Annotated in this window: 16 protein-coding genes; 5 read left to right on the top strand and 11 right to left on the bottom strand. The window is 72.6% G+C overall.

The genetic code is table 11. The annotated features are described in order from the left end of the window. Positions 1–46 precede the first annotated feature (46 nt). Positions 47–838, bottom strand: coding sequence for a uracil-DNA glycosylase (locus BKA18_RS02995; protein WP_366045978.1), 792 nt, complete (start codon positions 836–838; stop codon positions 47–49). A gap of 140 nt (positions 839–978) precedes the next feature. Beyond that, on the bottom strand, positions 979–1,683 hold the full coding sequence (locus tag BKA18_RS02990) for a pyridoxamine 5'-phosphate oxidase family protein (protein WP_366045977.1): 705 nt from the start codon (positions 1,681–1,683) through the stop codon (positions 979–981). Positions 1,684–2,074: 391 nt separating this feature from the next. Between BKA18_RS02990 and BKA18_RS02985 the strand changes: the two genes are divergently transcribed. The 3 genes from BKA18_RS02985 to BKA18_RS02975 all read left to right on the top strand — a co-directional run bounded on the left by BKA18_RS02985 (position 2,075) and on the right by BKA18_RS02975 (position 4,787). Then, complete coding sequence (locus BKA18_RS02985; protein WP_366045976.1) at positions 2,075–2,971, top strand: dihydrodipicolinate synthase family protein; 897 nt, start codon at positions 2,075–2,077, stop codon at positions 2,969–2,971. A gap of 10 nt (positions 2,972–2,981) precedes the next feature. Further along, a complete protein-coding gene (locus BKA18_RS02980) occupies positions 2,982–3,983 on the top strand; it encodes a proline racemase family protein (protein ID WP_366045975.1) in 1,002 nt (333 codons plus the stop codon). Between the two features lie 99 nt (positions 3,984–4,082). After that, positions 4,083–4,787 carry a GntR family transcriptional regulator gene (locus BKA18_RS02975; protein ID WP_366045974.1) on the top strand — a complete coding sequence of 235 codons (705 nt, stop codon included), beginning with the start codon at positions 4,083–4,085 and terminating at the stop codon, positions 4,785–4,787. Positions 4,788–4,829: 42 nt separating this feature from the next. Here the strand turns inward: BKA18_RS02975 and BKA18_RS02970 are convergent, their stop codons facing one another. After that, positions 4,830–6,215 (bottom strand): aminopeptidase P family protein, encoded by a 1,386-nt coding sequence (locus tag BKA18_RS02970; RefSeq protein ID WP_366045973.1) that lies wholly within the window; start codon positions 6,213–6,215, stop codon positions 4,830–4,832. A gap of 155 nt (positions 6,216–6,370) precedes the next feature. Here BKA18_RS02970 and BKA18_RS02965 point away from each other — a divergent pair, with 155 nt between their 5' ends. Further along, positions 6,371–8,701: a collagenase gene (locus tag BKA18_RS02965; protein ID WP_366045972.1), complete on the top strand. Its 2,331-nt coding sequence runs from the start codon at positions 6,371–6,373 to the stop codon at positions 8,699–8,701. Between the two features lie 64 nt (positions 8,702–8,765). Here the strand turns inward: BKA18_RS02965 and BKA18_RS02960 are convergent, their stop codons facing one another. The 3 genes from BKA18_RS02960 to BKA18_RS02950 all read right to left on the bottom strand — a co-directional run bounded on the left by BKA18_RS02960 (position 8,766) and on the right by BKA18_RS02950 (position 12,613). Beyond that, on the bottom strand, positions 8,766–11,171 hold the full coding sequence (locus BKA18_RS02960; RefSeq protein WP_366045971.1) for a glycoside hydrolase family 65 protein: 2,406 nt from the start codon (positions 11,169–11,171) through the stop codon (positions 8,766–8,768). Continuing rightward, positions 11,168–11,932, bottom strand: coding sequence for an HAD family hydrolase (locus BKA18_RS02955; protein ID WP_366045970.1), 765 nt, complete (start codon positions 11,930–11,932; stop codon positions 11,168–11,170). Before BKA18_RS02955 ends, BKA18_RS02960 begins: the two co-directional genes overlap by 4 nt. A 108-nt stretch (positions 11,933–12,040) precedes the next feature. Further along, positions 12,041–12,613, bottom strand: a complete 573-nt coding sequence (locus BKA18_RS02950) for an Rv1733c family protein (protein ID WP_366045969.1) — start codon at positions 12,611–12,613, stop codon at positions 12,041–12,043. A gap of 306 nt (positions 12,614–12,919) precedes the next feature. On the opposite strand from BKA18_RS02950, the gene BKA18_RS02945 reads away from it, so the two are divergent. Further along, on the top strand, positions 12,920–13,795 hold the full coding sequence (locus tag BKA18_RS02945) for a universal stress protein (RefSeq protein ID WP_366045968.1): 876 nt from the start codon (positions 12,920–12,922) through the stop codon (positions 13,793–13,795). A 10-nt stretch (positions 13,796–13,805) separates the two neighbouring features. Here the strand turns inward: BKA18_RS02945 and ppk2 are convergent, their stop codons facing one another. The 5 genes from ppk2 to BKA18_RS02920 form a co-directional block, all read right to left on the bottom strand. Beyond that, positions 13,806–14,627, bottom strand: a complete 822-nt coding sequence (ppk2, locus tag BKA18_RS02940) for a polyphosphate kinase 2 (RefSeq protein WP_366045967.1) — start codon at positions 14,625–14,627, stop codon at positions 13,806–13,808. A 33-nt stretch (positions 14,628–14,660) separates the two neighbouring features. After that, complete coding sequence (locus BKA18_RS02935) at positions 14,661–16,007, bottom strand: nicotinate phosphoribosyltransferase (RefSeq protein ID WP_366045965.1); 1,347 nt, start codon at positions 16,005–16,007, stop codon at positions 14,661–14,663. A gap of 57 nt (positions 16,008–16,064) precedes the next feature. After that, on the bottom strand, positions 16,065–16,364 hold the full coding sequence (locus tag BKA18_RS02930; protein WP_235446135.1) for a dsRBD fold-containing protein: 300 nt from the start codon (positions 16,362–16,364) through the stop codon (positions 16,065–16,067). Between the two features lie 163 nt (positions 16,365–16,527). Beyond that, a complete protein-coding gene (locus BKA18_RS02925; RefSeq protein WP_366045963.1) occupies positions 16,528–17,418 on the bottom strand; it encodes a universal stress protein in 891 nt (296 codons plus the stop codon). A 108-nt stretch (positions 17,419–17,526) separates the two neighbouring features. Beyond that, positions 17,527–18,708, bottom strand: coding sequence for a permease (locus tag BKA18_RS02920; protein ID WP_366045961.1), 1,182 nt, complete (start codon positions 18,706–18,708; stop codon positions 17,527–17,529). Position 18,709: the final 1 nt, after the last annotated feature.

Here is an 18,709-nt window from a genome sequence, read left to right as displayed (position 1 = left end):
CACCCTCGTCAGCCGGTGGCCCCACGGTGCCCCGGGCCAGGTGCTTTCAGCCGCCCGGATGTCCCAGCCCCGCGAGCTCGGCGGCGCGCGCCAGCAGCTCGACGAGCATGTCGAAGGTGAGCCGACCGGTGAACGTATTGCGCTGGCTGGGGTGGTAGCTCCCGAGGACCTGCAGTTCCCGCCGGTGGGCTGCGGCCGGCAGGGTCAGTTGGACGCCGTGACCGAACGCGGGCCGGGGCCGGGGGAGCGGCCACCCCGCCTCGCCGAGCACGGGCAGCAGCGCCTGCCAGCCGAAGGCGCCCAGCGCCACGACCGTCCGCAGGTGGGGGCTGAGGAGTTCCAGCTCCGCCGACAACCACGGCCGGCAGGTGCGGCGCTCGGTGGGCGTCGGCTTGTTCTCCGGCGGAGCGCAGTGGACCGGCGCGGTGACCCGTACCCCGTACAGTTCCAGGCCGTCGCCCCGGTGCGTCGCGGTCGGCTGGGACGCGAGGCCGACCGCATGCAGCGCCCTGTACAGGAAGTCGCCGGAGGCGTCCCCGGTGAACATCCGGCCGGTGCGGTTGCCGCCGTGCGCGGCCGGCGCCAGCCCGACGACGGCCAGTGCCGCGTCCGGCGGCCCGAACCCCGGTACGGGGCGCGCCCAGTACTCCCAGTCCCGGAACGCCGCACGCGGGTGCGCGCCGGTCCGCTCCCGCCATTCCACCAGCCGGGGACAGGCCCGGCACCCGATCAACTGCGCGTCGAGCTCGGCGAGCCCGTCGCACCGCGCCGCGTGATAGGCCGGGAAGGCCTCCTCATCGCTGCCCGGCGGTGTCTGCGCCGCCCCGGTCTCGTCCATTCCTCCACGCTAGGGGGTGTCTCTTCGATCTCCGTGGATCAGCCTGCGGTGCCAGGCGTCGCAGGCGAACGGAGATCGGAGAGACGCCCCCAGGCCGTGTCCGCAAAGTCCCGCCCTGACACGGACGGGCGGGTCAGACATCAGACAGCGGCGCCCGGTCCGGGGCGGCCGGCCGGGGACGCGGCACGGTCGGCGAGATGCGCGGGAGGGGCGAGGTCCGCGGGGAGCGCAGGGTCCGGTTCGAGGGAGCCCCAGGCGGTGTGCAGGGGAAGTACACCGGCCCACAGGCCGAGTTCGGCGTCCGCACCGTCCCCGTCGTCCGGCGGACCCGTCCGGATCTTCACGGCTGCCTCGTCGAGGGGGAGGGCGAGCAGGGCGGTGGCGGCGAGTTCCTTGCGGCTCGGGCGCCGGGCGTAGTCCCACTGGCCCGGCGCCGCCTGTTCGGTCAGACAGCGCAGACCGGCGAGCTTCTCCTCCGGGTCGGTGACCTGGCGGGGAGTGCCGAACACCATCGCGCTGCGGTAGTTGACGCCGTGCTCGAACACCGAGCGGGCCAGCACCAGCCCGTCGACATGCGTCACGGTGACACAGACGCTCGCGCCGGGCGAGGCGATCAGGCTGCGGCTTGCGACCGACCCGTGGAAGTACAGCGTGCTGCCGTCCGCGCCATAGACGGTGGGCACCACCATCGGTGAGCCGTCCACGAGCACACCGAGGTGGCACAGAAAGCCGGCGGCCAGCACGGCATCGAGTGCGGCCCGGTCGAGGCTGCCCTGCTCACGCAGCCGACGATGCCGGGTGCGCTCGGTCTCCGGCAGCGTCCGGCCGGGCGAGGGGGAGGTCATCACGGCCCTTCCGAAGGGTGCGGGTGAGGGGACGGGGCGGGCGGCCGGCCCTTTTTCGGGATTCTACTGATCCCGTGGCTCACTCGCTAGATGGAGCGGTAATTCGTCGCTATGGACCCACAAGTCAACGAATTCCGCACATCGACCCTCCGGTTCCGGCTTCGGCTCCGGCTACGTCCCTCGCTCCGGGCTCCTGGCCGGGTCGGCCCCTGTCGCCCCCGGGGTGCCGTACGCGCCGAACTCACCCTCGTGGGGTCTGCCGCTGCGAGGGGGTCACGGCCGGCCGTCACGCTGGGCGAACTCGCGCGAGAGTAATGCCGGTTCGGATCTGTGGTCTTGGCAATCCGCCACAGGTCAGTAAAATGTCACACCTCATAGAAGGAGACTGCACATGGTCATCCGTACCCGCCCGTGGCACGGCATCATGGTCGCCACCACCCTCCCCTTCCGCGACGATCTCTCCGTCGACCACGACGCGTACGCCGCCCAGGTCGCCCGGCTGCTCGCCGCCGGCTGCGACGGCGTCGTTCCCAACGGCTCCCTCGGGGAGTACCAGACGCTGACCGACGACGAGCGCGCCCAGGTCGTCCGGACCGCAGTGGCGGCCGCCGGCGCGGGGGACAGGGTGATGCCCGGCGTCTCCGCGTACGACAGTGCCGCCGCCTGCCGCTGGGCCGAGCAGGCCGCCGAGGCGGGAGCCGGATCCGTCCTGCTGCTGCCGCCCAACGCCTTCCGCGCCGACCCGGCAGCGGTCCGCGCCCACTTCGCCGAGGTGGCCGCGGTCGGGCTGCCCGTCGTCGCCTACAACAACCCCTTCGACACCAAGGTCGACCTCACCCCGGGCCTCCTCGCCGACCTGCATGCCGACGGCAGCATCGTCGCCGTCAAGGAATTCAGCGGCGATGTCCGCAGGGCCTATGAGATCGCCGAAGTCGCCCCGGAGCTCGACCTGTTGATCGGCGCCGACGACGTCCTCCTCGAACTCGCCCTGGCCGGCGCGGTCGGCTGGATCGCGGGCTACCCGAACGCGCTGCCCGAGGCCTGCGGCTCCCTCTACCGGGCCGCCGTCGCCGGGGACCTGGACGCCGCGCTGCCGCTCTACCGGGCCCTGCACCCGCTGCTGCGCTGGGACTCCAAGCCCGAATTCGTGCAGGCGATCAAGCTCTCGATGGACCTCGCCGGACACCGCGGCGGCCCGACCCGCCCGCCCCGCTTCCCGCTCCCCGCCGCGCAGTCGGCCCAGCTCCGCGCCGCCACCGAGAAGCTCCTCGCCGACGGCCACCACTGAGAGGAAACCCATGCGCACCCGCCACGTCTTCCATGCCGTCGACTCCCACACAGAGGGCATGCCCACCCGCGTCATCACCGGCGGCATCGGCACCCTCCCCGGCGCCACCATGGCCGAGCGCCGGCTGTACATGGCCGAACACCGCGACGACATCCGCACGCTGCTGATGTACGAGCCGCGCGGCCATGCCGCCATGAGCGGGGCGATCCTCCAGGCGCCGACCCGCCCCGACGCCGACTGGGGCGTCCTGTTCATCGAGGTCTCCGGCTATCTGCCGATGTGCGGGCACGGGACGATCGGGGTGGCCACCGTCCTCGTGGAGACCGGCATGGTGCCGGTCGTCGAACCGGTGACCACGGTGCGCCTCGACACCCCGGCCGGGCTGGTCACCGCCGAGGTGCAGGTCACGGACGGGGCGGCGACGGCGGTCACCCTCACCAACGTGCCCGCGTTCTGCGCCGGACTCGACCGCAAGGTCACCGTCCCCGGATACGGCACGCTCAGCTACGACCTCGCCTACGGCGGCAATTTCTACGCCATCCTGCCGCTGGACAGCGTCGGGCTGCCCTTCGACCGGGACCGCAAGAACGACATCCTGGCCGCCGGACTCGCCCTGATGGACGCCGTGAACGCCACCGACCGGCCGGTCCATCCCGAGGACGAGCGGATCGGCGGCCTCAAGCACGTCTATTTCGCCGCACCGGGATCGAACGCCACCCGCTCCCGGCACGCGATGGCCATCCATCCCGGCTGGTTCGACCGCTCACCCTGCGGTACGGGCACCTCCGCGCGGATGGCGCAGCTGCATGCCCGCGGGGAACTCTTCCTGGGGCAGGACTTCGTCAACGAGTCCTTCATCGGGACCGAGTTCACCGGCCGGCTCGTGGGCCGGACCACGGTCGGCGGGCGGCCGGCCGTCGTCCCCACCGTCACCGGGCGGGCCTGGGTGACCGGTACCGCGCAGTACTTCCTCGATCCGGCCGACCCGTTCCCCGCGGGGTTCCTGCTCTGAACGCCGGACGGGGGCGGCGGCTTGGCCGCTGCCGCCACCAGGCCATTCACGCAACGTGACATTGTACGCTGGCACTCCGCAGCAACTCGGAGGACCACGATGGGTGAACTCAAGCACCGCAGCCTGATCACCGCGCAGGAGCGACTCCGCGATCAGGTCGCCCATCAGCTGCGCGCGGCCCTGATAGCGGGCGAACTCCGCCCGGGGTCGGTCTACTCGGCCCCGGGCCTCGCCGCGGACTTCGGTGTCTCCGCCACCCCGGTGCGCGAGGCGATGCTCGATCTGGCCCGGGAGGGGCTGGTCGAACCGGTACGCAACAAGGGCTTCCGGATCACCGAGGTGAGCGAGCGCGACCTCGATCAGTACACCGAAATCCGGGCACTGATCGAGGTCCCGGTCATCGGCCGGGTCACCCGCACCGCCGGCCGGCAACAGCTCGAAGCCCTCCGCCCGGCCGCCCTGGAGATCGTCGCCGCCGCCCGCGCGCACGACCTGATCGGATATCTGGAGGCCGACCGCCGCTTCCACCTCGCGCTGCTCGGCCTCAGCGGCAACGACCGCCTCGTCGAAACGGTCGGCGAACTGCGCAAGCGCTCCCGTCTCTACGGCCTCACCCGCCTCGACGAGCGCAACCAGCTGCTGCCCTCCGCCGAGGAACACGTGGAACTCCTGGACGTGATGCTGACCGGCGATGCCGAGGCGGCCGAGGCCTGTATGGCCCGCCACCTCGGCCATGTCCGCTCGCTGTGGGCCCAGGCGCGGGCGGAACCACCCGTGCCGGAACTGCGCGACCGCCAGGGCTGAACCGAACCCGGGGCGGCCGAGCCCGGGGACGGCCGCCCCGGGTCAGACGTTCCCGGCCAGCAGCCCGTCCATCCACTCCTCCACCCCGTCGACGGTGCGCGGCAGCCCGCCCGACATCAGCCGGGCACCGTCCGCGGTGATCACCAGGTCGTCCTCGATACGGACCCCGATGCCGCGCAGCTCGCGCGGCAGGGTCTCGTCGTCGGGCTGGAGATAGAGCCCCGGCTCGACCGTCAGTACCTGCCCCTCGGTCAGGACGCCGTCCAGATACTGCTCGGCGCGGGCCCGGCCGCAGTCATGGACATCGAGGCCGAGCATATGGCCGGAACTGCACAGCGTGTAGCGCCGGTGGAGACCGCTGTCGGCGGCGAGTGCCTGGGCGGCCGGGATGCGCAGCACGCCCCAGTCGGCCAGGCCCTCGGCCAGGACGCCCGAGCAGGCCCGGTGGAAGTCGCGGAAGCTGGCGCCCGGCTTGAGCGCGGCGATCCCCGCGTCCTGGGCGGCGAGCACCAGCTCGTACACCCGGCGCTGCACGGGGGAGAAGCGCCCGGACAGCGGCAGGGTGCGGGTGATGTCGGCGGTGTACAGCGAGTCGGTCTCCACCCCCGCGTCGAGCAGCAGCAACTGGTCCGGGTCGAGCGGGCCGTCGTTGCGGATCCAGTGCAGGACACAGGCGTGCGCGCCGGCGGCGGCGATGGTCTCGTACCCCGTGCCGTTGCCCTCGGCGCGGGCGCGCAGCTGGAAGACCCCCTCGATCCAGCGCTCGCCGCGCGGGTGGCGCAGGGCGGCGGGCAGGGACCGTACGACATCCTCGAAGCCGGTGACGGTGTGATCGACGGCCTGCTGTAGCTCCGCCACCTCCCAGGCGTCCTTCACCAGCCGCAACTCGCTGAGGACGGTGGCGAGTTCGGCGTCGTGGGCGGCATTCCGGTCGGACGGGTGGGGCGCCAGGCCGTCCAGATGCGCACAGCGCACGCCGGTGAGCCGCTCGGCCTCGACCAGGTCGGGGCGGCGGCCCACCCAGAACTCGCCGTACTTGCGGTCCCGGTAGAACGCGCCGTCGGCGTCCCGCGGCGACCGCGGCCGCAGATACAGCACCGCCTCGCCGTCCGGTTCCAGCACCAGGACATGGCCCGGCTGGTCCTCGCCGGTCAGCCCGGTCAGCCAGGCGTACGCACTGTGCGGCCGGAAGCGGTGGTCGCAGTCGTGGGAGCGGACCCGCAACTCCCCGGCGGGGACGAGCAACCGCTCGCCGGGGAAGCGTGCGGCGAGGCGGGCCCGGCGGCCGGCGAAGTGCGCGAAGCCGGGGACGCGGGTGCCGGCCGGGAGCGGGGGCGTGGCCCATCCGCCGGTCATGAAGTCCGCGAGGGCGCTCGACACCGGCAAGTCGTGGCTCCCGGTGTGGAGTTGGGCGGGGCGCAAGGTCATGTGTGTACACCTCCGGGAAAGAAAGTTCCTGAAGCCTTGTCAGTGCAATTTCACATTACTATGTTATGGGTCACACCTCGTGGAGTGAAGGCCCCTCGCCTCGCTCTCACTCAACCCCCCACCCCCTTCCGGAGGTTCAGGTGCCCCCTTCGCGTTTGCCGCGCAGCATCCTGCTGGTCGCGAGCCTCGCGGCGAGCCTCGCCCTGCCCAGCGTTCAGCCGGCCCGGGCCGCCGTGTCCCACCCGTCCGTCCTCCCCGCGCGACCGCACCAGGCGCAACCGTCCGCCACCCGGCCGTCGGTTCCGACCGACAACCCCTTCGACCAGGTCCAACGCCTCGCCAGAGCACCCAAGTTCGCCGCAGCTCCCGTGCCCGCGCCCCGCTCCCTCGTCGGAAGGGACGGCATCCCGGGCCCGCAGACCAGACCGCCCACCGCGCCGCACCAGGGGAGATCCGCCGTCGCGCCCTGCACCCTCGACGGCATCACCGGCCTGAGCCCCGAGCAGTTCGCGGACTTCCTCGCCGACCCGGCCGTCACCGCCGACGTCTGTCTGCGCAGCCTCCTGTGGACCTGGGACCCCCGGCTGATCCCGGTCATGTCCGACGCGCACGTCCAGGCCGTGGCGCGCCGCATCACCGGCCTGGCCGCCGCCCACGACGGCAAGAACGCCGGCCACCTGTACGAGATGTTCACGTACCTGCACGCGGTGGCCTACCAGGACTTCTCGCACGACGAGATCGACACCACCGACGCCCCGACCGTCGACGCCGTACGGCGCGCGGTCGACGCCTTCGGCACCGCGGCCCGCACCTTCGACGTCACCCGCACCAACGCCGACACCCTGCGCGAGGCCCTCTACGCCGCCAGCGCCCCGGGGCTGCGGCAGCATCAACTCGACCTGATCGAGCGGGTCCTGGCCACCATGGACCCCGCGCACACCGCCACCCACAAGGACCCGGCCTGGGGCAACGCCGCCCTCGCCGCGCTCTCCGTGAACTACCTGGGTGTCTACCCCGGCAACAAGGACACCGCCTTCCAGTACGCGGCCGCCACCGACCCCGGCTACCGCGCCGTCTTCCAGGCCTTCGCCAAGTACACCCACCTCAAGGACACGCCCAACGCCTGGGTCGTCCGCGATGCGCTCGGGGAGTACGGCCGCTTCGGTGAGATCGCCTCCCTCAAGCGGGCCATCATCGCCGACCTCGGCGCCCTGCTCGGCCCCGTCGTGCAGAACTTCGGCGACGGCAGCGAGCCCTGGGCCAAGGTCGCGAGCTGGCTCAACTACTTCGACGCCTGCAAGCCCTACGCCGTGTGCAAGGAGGACATCGAAAAGCGGATCTTCCCGCACACGTACTCCTACGACAACGGCGGCATCAAGGTCCGCACCGCCCTCGACCGCGCCGTCGTCGACCAGCTCTACTATGCGTCCAAGCAGGTCAGGGCCCAGTTCCACCGTGTGATCGGCACCGAGACGCCGCTGGCCGGCGACCCCAACACCACGCTCACCATCGTCCTGTACGCCTCGCGCCGCGACTACGAGGTCTACCACCCGCTGCTCACCGGCATGGGCACGAACAACGGCGGCGTCTACATAGAGCAGGGCGCCACCTTCTACACCTACCAGCGCCGCGTCCCCCAGGACTCCAGCCTCACCCTCGAAGAGCTCTTCCGGCACGAGTACACGCACTACCTCAACGGCCGCTTCGCCGTACCCGGCTTCTTCGGCGAGGGCCCCTGGTACCAGGGCGACCGCACCACCGCCATGGACGAGGGCAGCGCCGAGTTCTTCGACGGCTCGACCCGCGACCACGGCATCGCCGTACGCAAGTCCCTCGTCCGCGACATCATCGCGGACACCGCCGGCGGCAAACCCCGCATGACCATCAATCAGTTGCTGCACGCGACCTACGACGGGGACGGCTTCCGGTTCTACTCCTACGCCGGGACGTTCTTCGAGTTCCTGTGGCGTCAGTACCCGGCGAAACTCCAGGAGATGTACCGGCATCTGCGGGACGACGACCCGGCCGCGTTCGACGACTGGCGCAACCGCATGGGGTCCGACGTGGGGCTCCAGCAGCAGTACGACGCGTTCCTCGACACCCAGATCGCCCACCTCGACGATCTCTATGTGCCGAACACGGCGTTCACCCCCAACGGTTCGCTGAAGTTCGCCACCCCCGACGAGGTCCGCAGCGCCTTCGCCGCCGCCACCGCCAACACGCCCACCTGCAAGGACGAGGGCGACCCGGGCATGGGCCGCTTCCTGTGCACCGGCCGGATCACCGCCAACCTCGGCAACTCCGGCAGCCCCGACCAGATCTTCAAGGACATGTCCGACACCGTCGACTACTTCATCCTGGAGCGCACCAAGCCCGCCGGGAACAACTTCAACGACATGAACTGCTCCTTCGGGCCCACCGACGTCTGGTCCTCGGGCCGGGCCGGCACCGCGGACTTCAGCTGTGAGGGTCCGCTGCGACGCTGACGGAGCCCTGCGACCGGCGGTGGCCCGGCTCGTCCACGGGACGGGCCGGGCCACCGCCCCGCCCTCAGCGTTCCTCGGGCAGGTCGAGCCGGAGGGACGTACCGGGGGCCAGCGCGAACGAGCGGTCGCGCAGCCTCACCCGCACCGGGGGGTTCTCGGAGGCCGGTACCGCGATCCGTACCTGCTCGGGACGGATGCGCAGATCGATGTCCCAGTGGCGGCGGTAGCGGAAGCGCACCCCGAACTTCGACAGCTCGCGCAGCGGCGCCGGATCGAGCCAGAGGGCCTCGTCACGGGTCTCCAGGCCGGTCATGCCGCGCTGCACGAAATCCAGGGTGCCGGCCATCGCGCCCAGGTGGATGCCCTCCGCGGTGGTGCCGCCCTGGACGTCCGCCACGTCCCCGGTCAGCGCCTCCTCGCAGTACGTCCAGGCGTCGGGACGGTGTACCCGGGCCAGGACCCAGGCGTGGACCAGGGCGCTGAGCGTGGAGCCGTGCGTGGTGCGGTGCAGGTAGTAATCGACGGTGGCGCGCCAGATGTCGTCGTCGAGCGGACAGCCCAACAGGCGGAACACCGAGGCGAGTTCCGCCGGCGAGAAGAGATAGCCCAGCATCAGCACATCGGCCTGTTTGGAGGCCTGATAGCGGTTGACCGTGTCGCCCTCCGCCTCCAGGATCCGGTCCAGCCGGCGGATGTCCCCGTAACGCTGCCGGTAGCCGTCCCAGTCCAGCTCGGCGAGCTTCTCGTACCCGGCGAACTGGCTGATCACGCCCTGGTGGTAGGGCACATGGAGCCGGTGCGCGATGTCGTCCCAGCGCTCGGGCTCCTCCGGGTCGAGCTGGAGGCGTTCGGACAGCTGCCGCTGATGGGCCTCGGGGAGCGTGCCGCACAGATCGAGGGCGCGCAGCAGCACCCAGGCCGCGGTGACATTGGTGTAGGCGTTGTCGTCCACCCCCGGCTCGGCGGCGTCCGGATAACCGTCGTGGTACTCGTCGGGACCGACCACCCCGCGGATCCGGTACCGGCCGAGGGCGGCGTCCCAGTCCGCGGCCGACGCCCAGAAGCGGGCGATCTGCACGAGCATCTCCGCGCCCCTGGTGTGCAGGAACTCCGTGTCGCCGCTGGCCTGTCCGTACTGCCACACGTTGTAGGCGATCGCCGATCCGACGTGGTGCTGGAGCCGGGAGTGATCGGGCAGCCAGCGCCCCGACCGCGGGTTGAGATGGAGCTGCTGGGTCTCCTCGCGGCCGTCACCGGCGCTCTGCCACGGGTACATCGCCCCGGCACGGCCGGCTTCCCGTGCCGCATGGCAGGCGGCGGGCAGCCGCCGGTAGCGGTAGTCGAGCAGGGCCCGGGAGACCTGCGGGAGGTGCAGGTTCAAGAACGGCAGCACGAACAGCTCGTCCCAGAAGACATGCCCGCGGTAGGCCTCACCGTGCAGCCCCCGGGCCGGCACCCCGACATCCAGCTCCGCGGTGTGCGGCGAGAGGGTCTGCAGCAGATGGAAGAGGTGCAGCCGCAGGATGCCGCCGGCCTCCCCGGGGACCTCCAGCTTGGCCTGCCGCCACAGGTTCTCCCAGGCACGGCGGTGCGAAGCGCGCAGCTGCCGGAAGTGCGGCGCCAGGACCACACCGTCCACCGCCGCGTGCAGCGGGCTGTCGATCGCCGGGTCGCGGGAGGTGTACAGCGTCACCGTCTTCTCCACCACCGAGGGGACGTCGGCGGTGACGGGCAGCACCAGCGAGTGGAAGGCCTGCAGGGCGGAGAGCTGCGGGTGGGGCATCCCGCCGCGGCCGGCGGAGGCGCGGGTCCGGGCGGCCAGCGCGATCCGGATGTCGGAGTCGAGGGTCCGGCAGCTCAGCCACACGATGTCCGGCCGCTCGTCACCGGTGTCCCAGCCCGTCAGATGCTGGTCCGCCAGACCGTGGTAGCGCGCGATGCCGGCGTTGCGGACCGCGCCGTCGATCCCGGACTCCACCTCTACGGCCCCCGACCAGCCGTGCGCGGTGAAACAGGTGCGCAGCGCGGCCAGATGGGGATCTCCCATGTGCACCAGCCGGCACTGTTCCACGCTCAGGCGCCGGCCGGCCTCGTCCTCGTAGCACGACCAGCGGGTCAGGGTGCCGTGCCGCAGGTCCAGGGTCTGCCGGTGCTCCGTCAGAAGGGCGTGGTCGGGGGAGAGCCAGGGGCCGGGAGCGGTGTCGGCGGGGCAGATCCGGTAGCGCAGCGGGAGCCAGTTGGGCAGATTGACCATGTCCTCGTTCTCGACGGTCTGGCCGTCCACGGTCGAGGTGAGCCGGTTGTAGCAGCCGGCGGCATAGGTGCCCGGGTAGTGCGCCGGGCCGAAGAGCACCTCGGAGGCCGCGCCGCGGGTGACGAAGTAGCCGTTGCCGAGCGCACAGAGCGATTCCCGCAGCCGTTCCGTGTCCGCGTCGTACCCCTCGTACGACCAGGTCCACGCGCGCGTCATCCGCCCTCCCCGGAGCGCAGCAGCTCGCCGGGGTCGGACACCACCACATCGGCGCCGCGCCGACGCAGGGCCGCGGCGCTGTGCGGTGCGCCCGTCCGGTCCACGCCCACCACCAGGCCGAATCCGCCGCGGCGGCCGGCCTCGACACCGGCCAGGGCGTCCTCCACCACGGCGGTGTCATGAGCCGGGACCCCCAGCCGTCGTGCCGCCTCCACGAAGAGCGCCGGGTCGGGTTTGCCCGGCAGCCCCAGCCGGTGCGCCTCATTGCCGTCCACCACGGCCTCGAAGAGCGGCAGCACCTCGGCCGCGGAGAGCAGCTCGGTCGCATGGCGGGACGCGGAGACCGCGGCGCACGGCACCCCCTGGTCCCGCAGCGCGTGCAGCAGGCGCACGGTGCCGGGCCAGGTGGCGATGGCACGGGTGCGCAGCCGCGCGGTGAACAGCTCGTCCTTGCGGGCCGCGACGGCGCGGACGGTGGCCGTGCCCGGGACGTCGTCCACCTCGCCGAGCGGCAGCTCAAGGCCCCGGGAGCGCAGGAACGCGGTCGCCCCGTCCTCCCGCGCGCGGCCGTCGACGTACCGCAGATAGTCGTCCACCGGATCGAAGGGGCGCTGCCCGCCCGCGGCCGACAGACACGCGTCGAAGGCGTCCTTCCAGGCCGCGGCGTGCACGGCGGCGGAGTCGGTGATGACCCCGTCGGTGTCGAAGACCACGGCCCGCAGCGAGCGCAGCGGCGCTGCCAGGGACGGCGCACCGGTCATGGTGACGGTTCCGTTCGTCGGAGTGTCCCTTCCATGGCACCACGGCTACGGGCCGGGGGCGCGCCGCACGGACGGCCCGCAACCCTCTCCGGTGGGCCCCGCCGTGCGTCACGCCGCCGGCCGCCCCCACCGGGGGTCCTCGGCCGCCCACTCCCGCTCCCACCGGTCATAGCGCCGGCGGTTCAGCAGGGCCTGGCCGGCGCGCTCGGCGCCGAAGAGCAGCAGACCGGCCGAGGTCGCGGTCACGGTGCCGACCGCGATGCTCTCGCTCCTGGCCCGGCCGGGTGTGACGGGGTCGCGGAGCAGGCTCCCGTGGCGGTCGAGCCAGGCGGACGTCCGGTCGCCGGCCCGCAGGTCCGGTGCCACCGTCGTCATTCCCGTCCTGGTCCGGCCGTCGGCGGCCGTCCAGCGCACCGTGGCGTGGGTGCGGGTGCCGAGGCCCCCGGAGGTGTCCACCCCGATGCGGGCCGGCGGGTCCTCGGTCAGCACGGCCGAGACGGTGTGCCGGCCCGGTGGCCGCCGTGCGGCACCGTCGTCCACCGCGTGGGCGGCCGCCAGCCCGGCGGCCGGTGCGCCCACCACGATCAGCACGCCGGTGACCAGCGCCAGCCAGGTCTCCGCCACATCCGAACGCCGGCGCAGTGGACCACGCCGCCACGGCCGGAGCGTGCCCAGAGCCATCACGCACCACCCCCTGCCTCTGCCCCGACCGTGGCACGCCGTGCGGGACGGGAAGGAGGGGCCGAACGGCCCTGTCGGGTGGCTGTTCGGGGCGCGGGCCGCGGGCCGCGGGGGGCCGGGGCACGGGCCGCGTGGTGCGTACGGCGGTGCGTACGGGGGCGGCCCGACGGTGCAGGCCGGCCGGCGCGGCAGGGCTCGCGGGCGGCCCCGGCAGCCGCCCCTGCGGATCGTGCACACCGCAGCGCACGGTGCGACCGTGGCAGTACGCACCACCTCGTCGCCGATGCCCGGAAGGAAGTGGCGGTGATGGAGCATCCGCTGGTCGTGGGGACCGACAGGTCGGACTCCGCCGTCCGGTCACTGGACTGGGCGGTGGACGAGGCGGCCCGCCACGGGCTCCCGCTGCGGATCGTGCACGCCTCCAGCTGGGAGCACTACGAGGCAGCGGCGCTCGCCGAGGGCGCGGAACGCCCCGGCGAGCAGGTGCTGGAGGAGGCCGTGGTGACTTCCGCCGCCGCCCACGCCCGCCGGCGGAACGCGGAGGTCACGATCACGGCGGAGGTGCTGCCCGGCGATGCGGTCACCACCCTGCTCAACGAGGGACTCCACGCCTCGGCGCTGGTCCTGGGGTCACGGGGGCACGGCGAGATCGCCGGTCTGCTGCTGGGATCGGTCGGCCTGACGGTGGCGGCCCGCGCCAAGTGCCCGGTGATCGTGGTGCGCGGCGACGCCGCCGGACTGGCGGGCACGCACGGGCGCATCCTCCTCGGGATCGACGACCCGGCCACGGCCGCGACGGCCGCCCGCTTCGCCTTCCGCGAGGCCGAGGCCCGCCAGTGCCTGCTGGTGGCCGTCTGCGCCTGGCCGCTCCCCGCCCACGGGACCGACGAGGCCCCGCCGCCCGCCGGGGGCTCCCGGAACGTCCGGGAGGAGCGGGCGGCGGAGCTGCTGGACGAGGCGCTGGCGCAGGCGGCCGGGGAGCACCCGGCGGTGCGGGTGCGCCGCGCCACCGTCGAGGGGCCGGCCCACAAGGTGCTGGTGCACCGCGCGGCCGCCGCGGATCTGCTGGTGGTGGGGGTACAGCGGCGCCACGGCCACTTCGGGCTCCAGCCCGGCCGGGTGGCGCACCACGCGCTGTGCCATGCCGCCTGCCCCGTGGCGGTCGTACCGCGGCACCTCTGACGCCCGTGCCTCACTGCTCCAGCCGGGCCGCATGATCGGGCACATACGTCTGGAGGTCCCGGGGCGGCCGCTGGTAGCCGGTGGCCGCCGGCCGCGGCGGAAACTCCAGCGCCGGCGGGGCGATCTCGTGGTAGGGCACGGTCGACAGCAGATGGGCGATCATGTTCAGCCGGGCCCGCCGCTTGTCGTCGCTCTCGACGACGTACCAGGGGGACTCCGCGATGTCCGTGTGGACGAACATCTCGTCCTTGGCCCGCGAATACTCCTCCCAGCGGGTCAGCGACTCAAGATCCATGGGGGAGAGCTTCCAGCGCCGGGCCGGGTCCTCCGCGCGGCGCCGGAAACGCTGCTCCTGGATCTCGTCACTCACCGAGAACCAGTACTTGCGCAGCAGGATCCCGTCCTCCACCAGCATCCGCTCGAAGACCGGGCACTGGCGCAGAAACCGCTGGTGCTCGGCCGGTGTGCAGAACCCCATGACCCGCTCGACACCGGCCCGGTTGTACCAACTGCGGTCGAACAGCACCATCTCGCCCGACGCCGGAAGGTGTTCCGCATAGCGCTGGAAGTACCACTGGGTGCGTTCCCGCTCGGTGGGCCGCGGCAGCGCCACGATCCGCGCCACCCGGGGGTTGAGGTACTGCGTGACCCGCTTGATCGTGCTTCCCTTGCCGGCCGCGTCCCGCCCCTCGAAGACCACGACCAGCCGGGCCCCCTCGCTGCGTACCCACTCCTGGAGCTTGACCAGCTCCGTCTGCAGCCGGTAGAGCTCCTGCTCGTACCGCGACCGGGACAGCTTCCGGGGCCCGTTGCCGCGCTGCTTCTCCGCCATGCCACGACGGTACGGACAAATGTCCCCGCGGGCTCAGGCGTGTGTGCCGAACGGGGCCAGTACCTCCCGCTCGATCCGCCGCCGGACGCGTTCGGTCAGGGTGGAGAGCCGCCGCGACATCTTCGGCCGCACGGCGCGCGGCGACCGGATGGAGCGGGCCGTGGCGGGCAGCTCCGCGACATCGGCCACGACCCGCCGCCGGGCGTCGTCGAGCCGGCCGCGCGCCGTGCTGCGCCGGCCGTCGCGCATCAGCGTCTCCAGCAGCGGGGTGCTGCCCGCGGGGAGCGGCTCGTCGGCCAGGCTGAGCACATCGTGGCAGCCGGGCCGGCGGAAGACCTGCTTACGGCCCGGGGCGGTCAGCTTCGCCGCCGACAGCTTCATCACCGGGCGGCCGTCGTAGGCCACCAGCTTGTACGCCGAGTCCAGCGCGGGCGCGTCCGCGCTGACCCCGACGCGGGTGCCCACCGCGTAGACATCGATCGGCGCCCGCGCGCGCCTCAGGTCGTGCACGGCGTATTCGTCCAGCCCGCCGCTGGCGACGATGCGCACCTGGGGAAGCCCCGCGTTGTCGAGGATCGCGCGGGCCCGGCGGGCGAGTTCCGCGAGGTCACCGCTGTCCAGACGGATGGCCGATCCGTCGCCGCGCCCCAGCCCGTTGAGCACCCGCGCCGCCGCCGCGACGCCGGACTCGGTGTCGTAGGTGTCCACCAGGAACGTCACCGGACCGGGATGGCACAGCGCGAACGCGGTGAAGGCCGCTTCCTCGTCCTCGAACGCCTCGATGTACGAGTGCGCCATCGTGCCCACCGCCGTCAGATCCTCGGCGTGCGCCGCCGCCACATTGCTGGTGCCCGCGAAACCGGTCATGGCTCCCAGCCGGGCCACCTGGTGGGCGGCCGCGGGCCCGTGGGTACGCCGCAGCGAGAAGTCCACCAGGTCGCATCCCTGCGCGGCGATCACACAGCGGATGCACTTCGAGGCGATGGCCGTCTGGTGGCTGAGGTGGTTGAGTACGAAGGTCTCCACGAGCTGCGCCTGCGGCAGCGGGGCGGTGATCTCCAGCAGCGGCTCACCCGCCAGCACCACACGCCCCTCCGGCACGGCCCGGACCTCGCCGGTGAAGCGCAGGTCCAGCAGCGACGCCAGCTCCTCGGCCGGCCGGTGCAGCGCCTCGGCGAACACCTCGACGTCCTCGTGTCCGAGATGGAAGCCGGAGAGGTAGTCGAGGACCGTCTCGGCCCCGGCGGCGATCAGAAAGCCCCGGTCCGGCGGCAGCGCCCGCACGAAGCAGCTGAAGGTCGCCGGCTGCGTCATGCCCTCGCGGAGGTACGACAGGGCCATGGTCACTTCGTACAGGTCGGTCGTCGTCGCATCCGACATGGCCGACTCCCTTCCGCGGGCGGGCCCCGGCCGGGCGGTGGCCGGCCCGCACCGGGCTCACGCCATCGCACTCGTCCAGCCGTAGGCGACGCGCTGCTCACGCCGGGGCGGTGCGGCGCCGACGCCTTCGAGGTCCTTGTCGGCCACCTGCAGCAGTTGTCCGGCGAGGTCCCGCATCGCGCGGCCGGCCGCGATCTCGTCCCCGATCTCCGGTACGTCCTGGTCGTCGGGGCTGCACCGGGCCGTGCCCTGCCCGGTGAGCGTGGTGGTTCCGGTGTGCAGCGCCACCCGCGCCGTGGTCCGCCCGTCCTCCTCGACGAGGTACAGCCGGACGGGCCACTCGACTGTGTGTCCCATGGATTGCCTCCGCTTCCTTTCCCGGGGCGCCGCCGCCGGAGCCCGCGGACGGGCGCGACCGGGCCGCCCGCCGCCCCCCGCCGGCAGCCGGTCCCGGGCGTCAGCCCTCACCGCCATCATCCGCCTTCCGGGGCGGGGCGTCCTCCGGCGGCCGCGGGCCGTCTCAGCCCCTGGACGGCGTCTCTTCGTGCGGCACCACGGCCACCGGACACGGCGCGCGGTGGACGACCGACTGGACGACACGGCCGATCCGCGGGCCCGGCAGCCGGTACCGGTACCGGTGCCGGCGGCCGACGACGAGCAGCTCGGCGTCCGCGGCGTGGTGCACCAGCGCAGGAGCCGGGCTCTCCATCGCCACCCGGTGGTCCACCGGCAGGTCCGGGTACTTCTCCCGCCACGGATCCAGCGCCGCGGACAGCTCCTGGCGGGCATGGTGCGCCGCTTCCCGGGCGGCGCTCGCCTCCACCCCACCGCCGCGGTTGTACGCGTACGAGGGCAGGTGCCTGCCGTGCAGGACCCGCAGGGTGGTTCGCCGCCGGGAGGCCGCGGCGAAGGCGAAATCGAGCAGCGACACACACGGGTCGTGCAGGCTCAGCCCCACCAGTACGGCTCGGTCCCGCTCGGCGGTGTCCTCCTGCCGGGCGTGCACCAGAACCGTGGGGGCGTTGGTGCACGGCACCAGCTTCAGCCCCAGCTCGCTGAGGGCGTAGCGGGACACCGGGCCCAGGTCCTGGGCGCCGAGGACCAGCAGGTCCGAGACCTCCGCGGCCTCCCGGAGGGCGTCCAGCGGGTCCTTGGGCACCAGCATCATCTCCACCGGGAGGTCCGGGAAGCGGGTGCGCACCTCCGCGGCCGTCTCGTGCATCATCCGGTGCGGCCAGTAGTTCTGGTCCTGGTCGGGAGGCGGGCGGTGCTTCGGCTCCGGTGCCAGCAGCACCCACGCGTGCAGCAGCCGCAGTTGTGCCTGCCGCAGCTGGGCCTCGCGTGCCGCCCACAGGACCGCCGACAGGGATTCGGGTGTACCGTCCACCCCTGCCGTGACGACATCCTTCATGGTTTCGTTCCATCCCGGCGCGCTAGAGAGATCCGCGCCTACACCCCACGGTGCGCGGCCCGGTCCGCCGGGGCATCAGACTTTCGTCCTTTGACCGACCGACCTTCGTCAGTGCGGGCCGCGACCGCCGCCGGGCGCGGGGTGCGTCCCCCGGCCGTCGGGCGGGGCGCCGCCCATCATGCGGAGCATGGCCCTGCCCCCGGTGCGCAGGAAGCGGTGGACCAGGGCGGCGGCGAGGAGGAGGAAGGCGATGTTCAGCCAGGTGGTGTAGTCCCAGGAGACGCCGGACATCGGGATCGTGGCGTCGGCCTGGCGGGGGATCAGACCCAGTGCGCCGAAGGTGAATTCCACGAAATAGCCCGCCACCACCATGGCCGGGTAGAAGGTGGCCAGCAGGAAGAGGGACATTCCGGCGCCGTAGTACTTCCGGTAGATGTTCAGGATCGGCAGGATCAGCAGGTCGGCGAAGATGAAGGCGACCACCCCGCCGAAGCTGATACCGCCCTTCCACAGCACCACCGCCAGCGGCACATTGCCGATGGAGCAGACGAACGAGGCGATCGCGACCAGCGGGCCGATCAGCGGCCCCCACAGCTTCGCGGCCAGCGGGTGCCCCTCGAAGAAGAAGGCGCGCCAGAAGCTGTCCGGGACCCAGGCGGCGATGGCGCCGGCGATCAGCAGGCCGATCACCAGGTCCTTGAGGATCGCGGCCCACTCCATGACGAAGACGTGCGAGGTCGAGGTGTAGCCCTCGGCGGAGAACAGCCGCCGGGCGAAGGACCCGCCGCGGCGTACGGACATGTCCATGGCGGCATGCCCCTCCATCGATCCGGCCAGCCCCCGTTCGGCCTGCCGGCGGGCCGTGCGCAGCAGGGCGTCCCGCAGGAAGAGGCGGAACAGCAGGGCCAGCAGCACGATCATGACCGGTCCGCCGATGAACTCGGCGGCCGTGAACTGCCACCCCATCAACAGCGCCAGGATCACGCCGAGTTCGATCACCAGGTTCGTGGAGGCGATCTCGAACGCCATCGCGGCCGTGAAGTTCGCCCCCTTGAGGAAGAGCGAGCGGGCCAGGGCGACCGCGGCGTACGAGCAGGACGAGGACGCGGCGCCCAGCGCGGCGGCCATCGTCAGGGTGCGGGGACGGTCGTCGCCGAGCAGGCCGACCACGGTGGAGCGGTGCACCACGGCCTGGACGACCGCGGACAGCGCGAAACCCAGGATCAGCGCCCAGGTGATTTCCCAGGTCATGGATCCGGTGATGAAGAGGGCATGCAGGATCGCGGACATC

The sequence above is a fragment of the Streptomyces auratus genome, from assembly GCF_050433025.1.
GTDB lineage: Bacteria > Actinomycetota > Actinomycetes > Streptomycetales > Streptomycetaceae > Streptomyces > Streptomyces sioyaensis.
The sequence above is the reverse complement of the archived record's forward strand: the minus strand, read 5'-3'. Positions and strand labels throughout refer to the sequence as shown.

Bases quoted from the DNA above. Each gene is read 5' to 3' on its own strand.
- BKA18_RS02995 (WP_366045978.1), bottom strand. From the start codon at position 838: ATGGACGAGACCGGGGCGGCGCAGACACCGCCGGGCAGCGATGAGGAG.
- BKA18_RS02990 (WP_366045977.1), bottom strand. From the start codon at position 1,683: ATGACCTCCCCCTCGCCCGGCCGGACGCTGCCGGAGACCGAGCGCACC.
- BKA18_RS02985 (WP_366045976.1), top strand. From the start codon at position 2,075: ATGGTCATCCGTACCCGCCCGTGGCACGGCATCATGGTCGCCACCACC.
- BKA18_RS02980 (WP_366045975.1), top strand. From the start codon at position 2,982: ATGCGCACCCGCCACGTCTTCCATGCCGTCGACTCCCACACAGAGGGC.
- BKA18_RS02975 (WP_366045974.1), top strand. From the start codon at position 4,083: ATGGGTGAACTCAAGCACCGCAGCCTGATCACCGCGCAGGAGCGACTC.
- BKA18_RS02970 (WP_366045973.1), bottom strand. From the start codon at position 6,215: ATGACCTTGCGCCCCGCCCAACTCCACACCGGGAGCCACGACTTGCCG.
- BKA18_RS02960 (WP_366045971.1), bottom strand. From the start codon at position 11,171: ATGACGCGCGCGTGGACCTGGTCGTACGAGGGGTACGACGCGGACACG.
- BKA18_RS02955 (WP_366045970.1), bottom strand. From the start codon at position 11,932: ATGACCGGTGCGCCGTCCCTGGCAGCGCCGCTGCGCTCGCTGCGGGCC.
- BKA18_RS02950 (WP_366045969.1), bottom strand. From the start codon at position 12,613: ATGGCTCTGGGCACGCTCCGGCCGTGGCGGCGTGGTCCACTGCGCCGG.
- BKA18_RS02945 (WP_366045968.1), top strand. From the start codon at position 12,920: ATGGAGCATCCGCTGGTCGTGGGGACCGACAGGTCGGACTCCGCCGTC.
- ppk2 (WP_366045967.1), bottom strand. From the start codon at position 14,627: ATGGCGGAGAAGCAGCGCGGCAACGGGCCCCGGAAGCTGTCCCGGTCG.
- BKA18_RS02935 (WP_366045965.1), bottom strand. From the start codon at position 16,007: ATGTCGGATGCGACGACGACCGACCTGTACGAAGTGACCATGGCCCTG.
- BKA18_RS02930 (WP_235446135.1), bottom strand. From the start codon at position 16,364: ATGGGACACACAGTCGAGTGGCCCGTCCGGCTGTACCTCGTCGAGGAG.
- BKA18_RS02925 (WP_366045963.1), bottom strand. From the start codon at position 17,418: ATGAAGGATGTCGTCACGGCAGGGGTGGACGGTACACCCGAATCCCTG.
- BKA18_RS02920 (WP_366045961.1), bottom strand. From the start codon at position 18,708: ATGTCCGCGATCCTGCATGCCCTCTTCATCACCGGATCCATGACCTGG.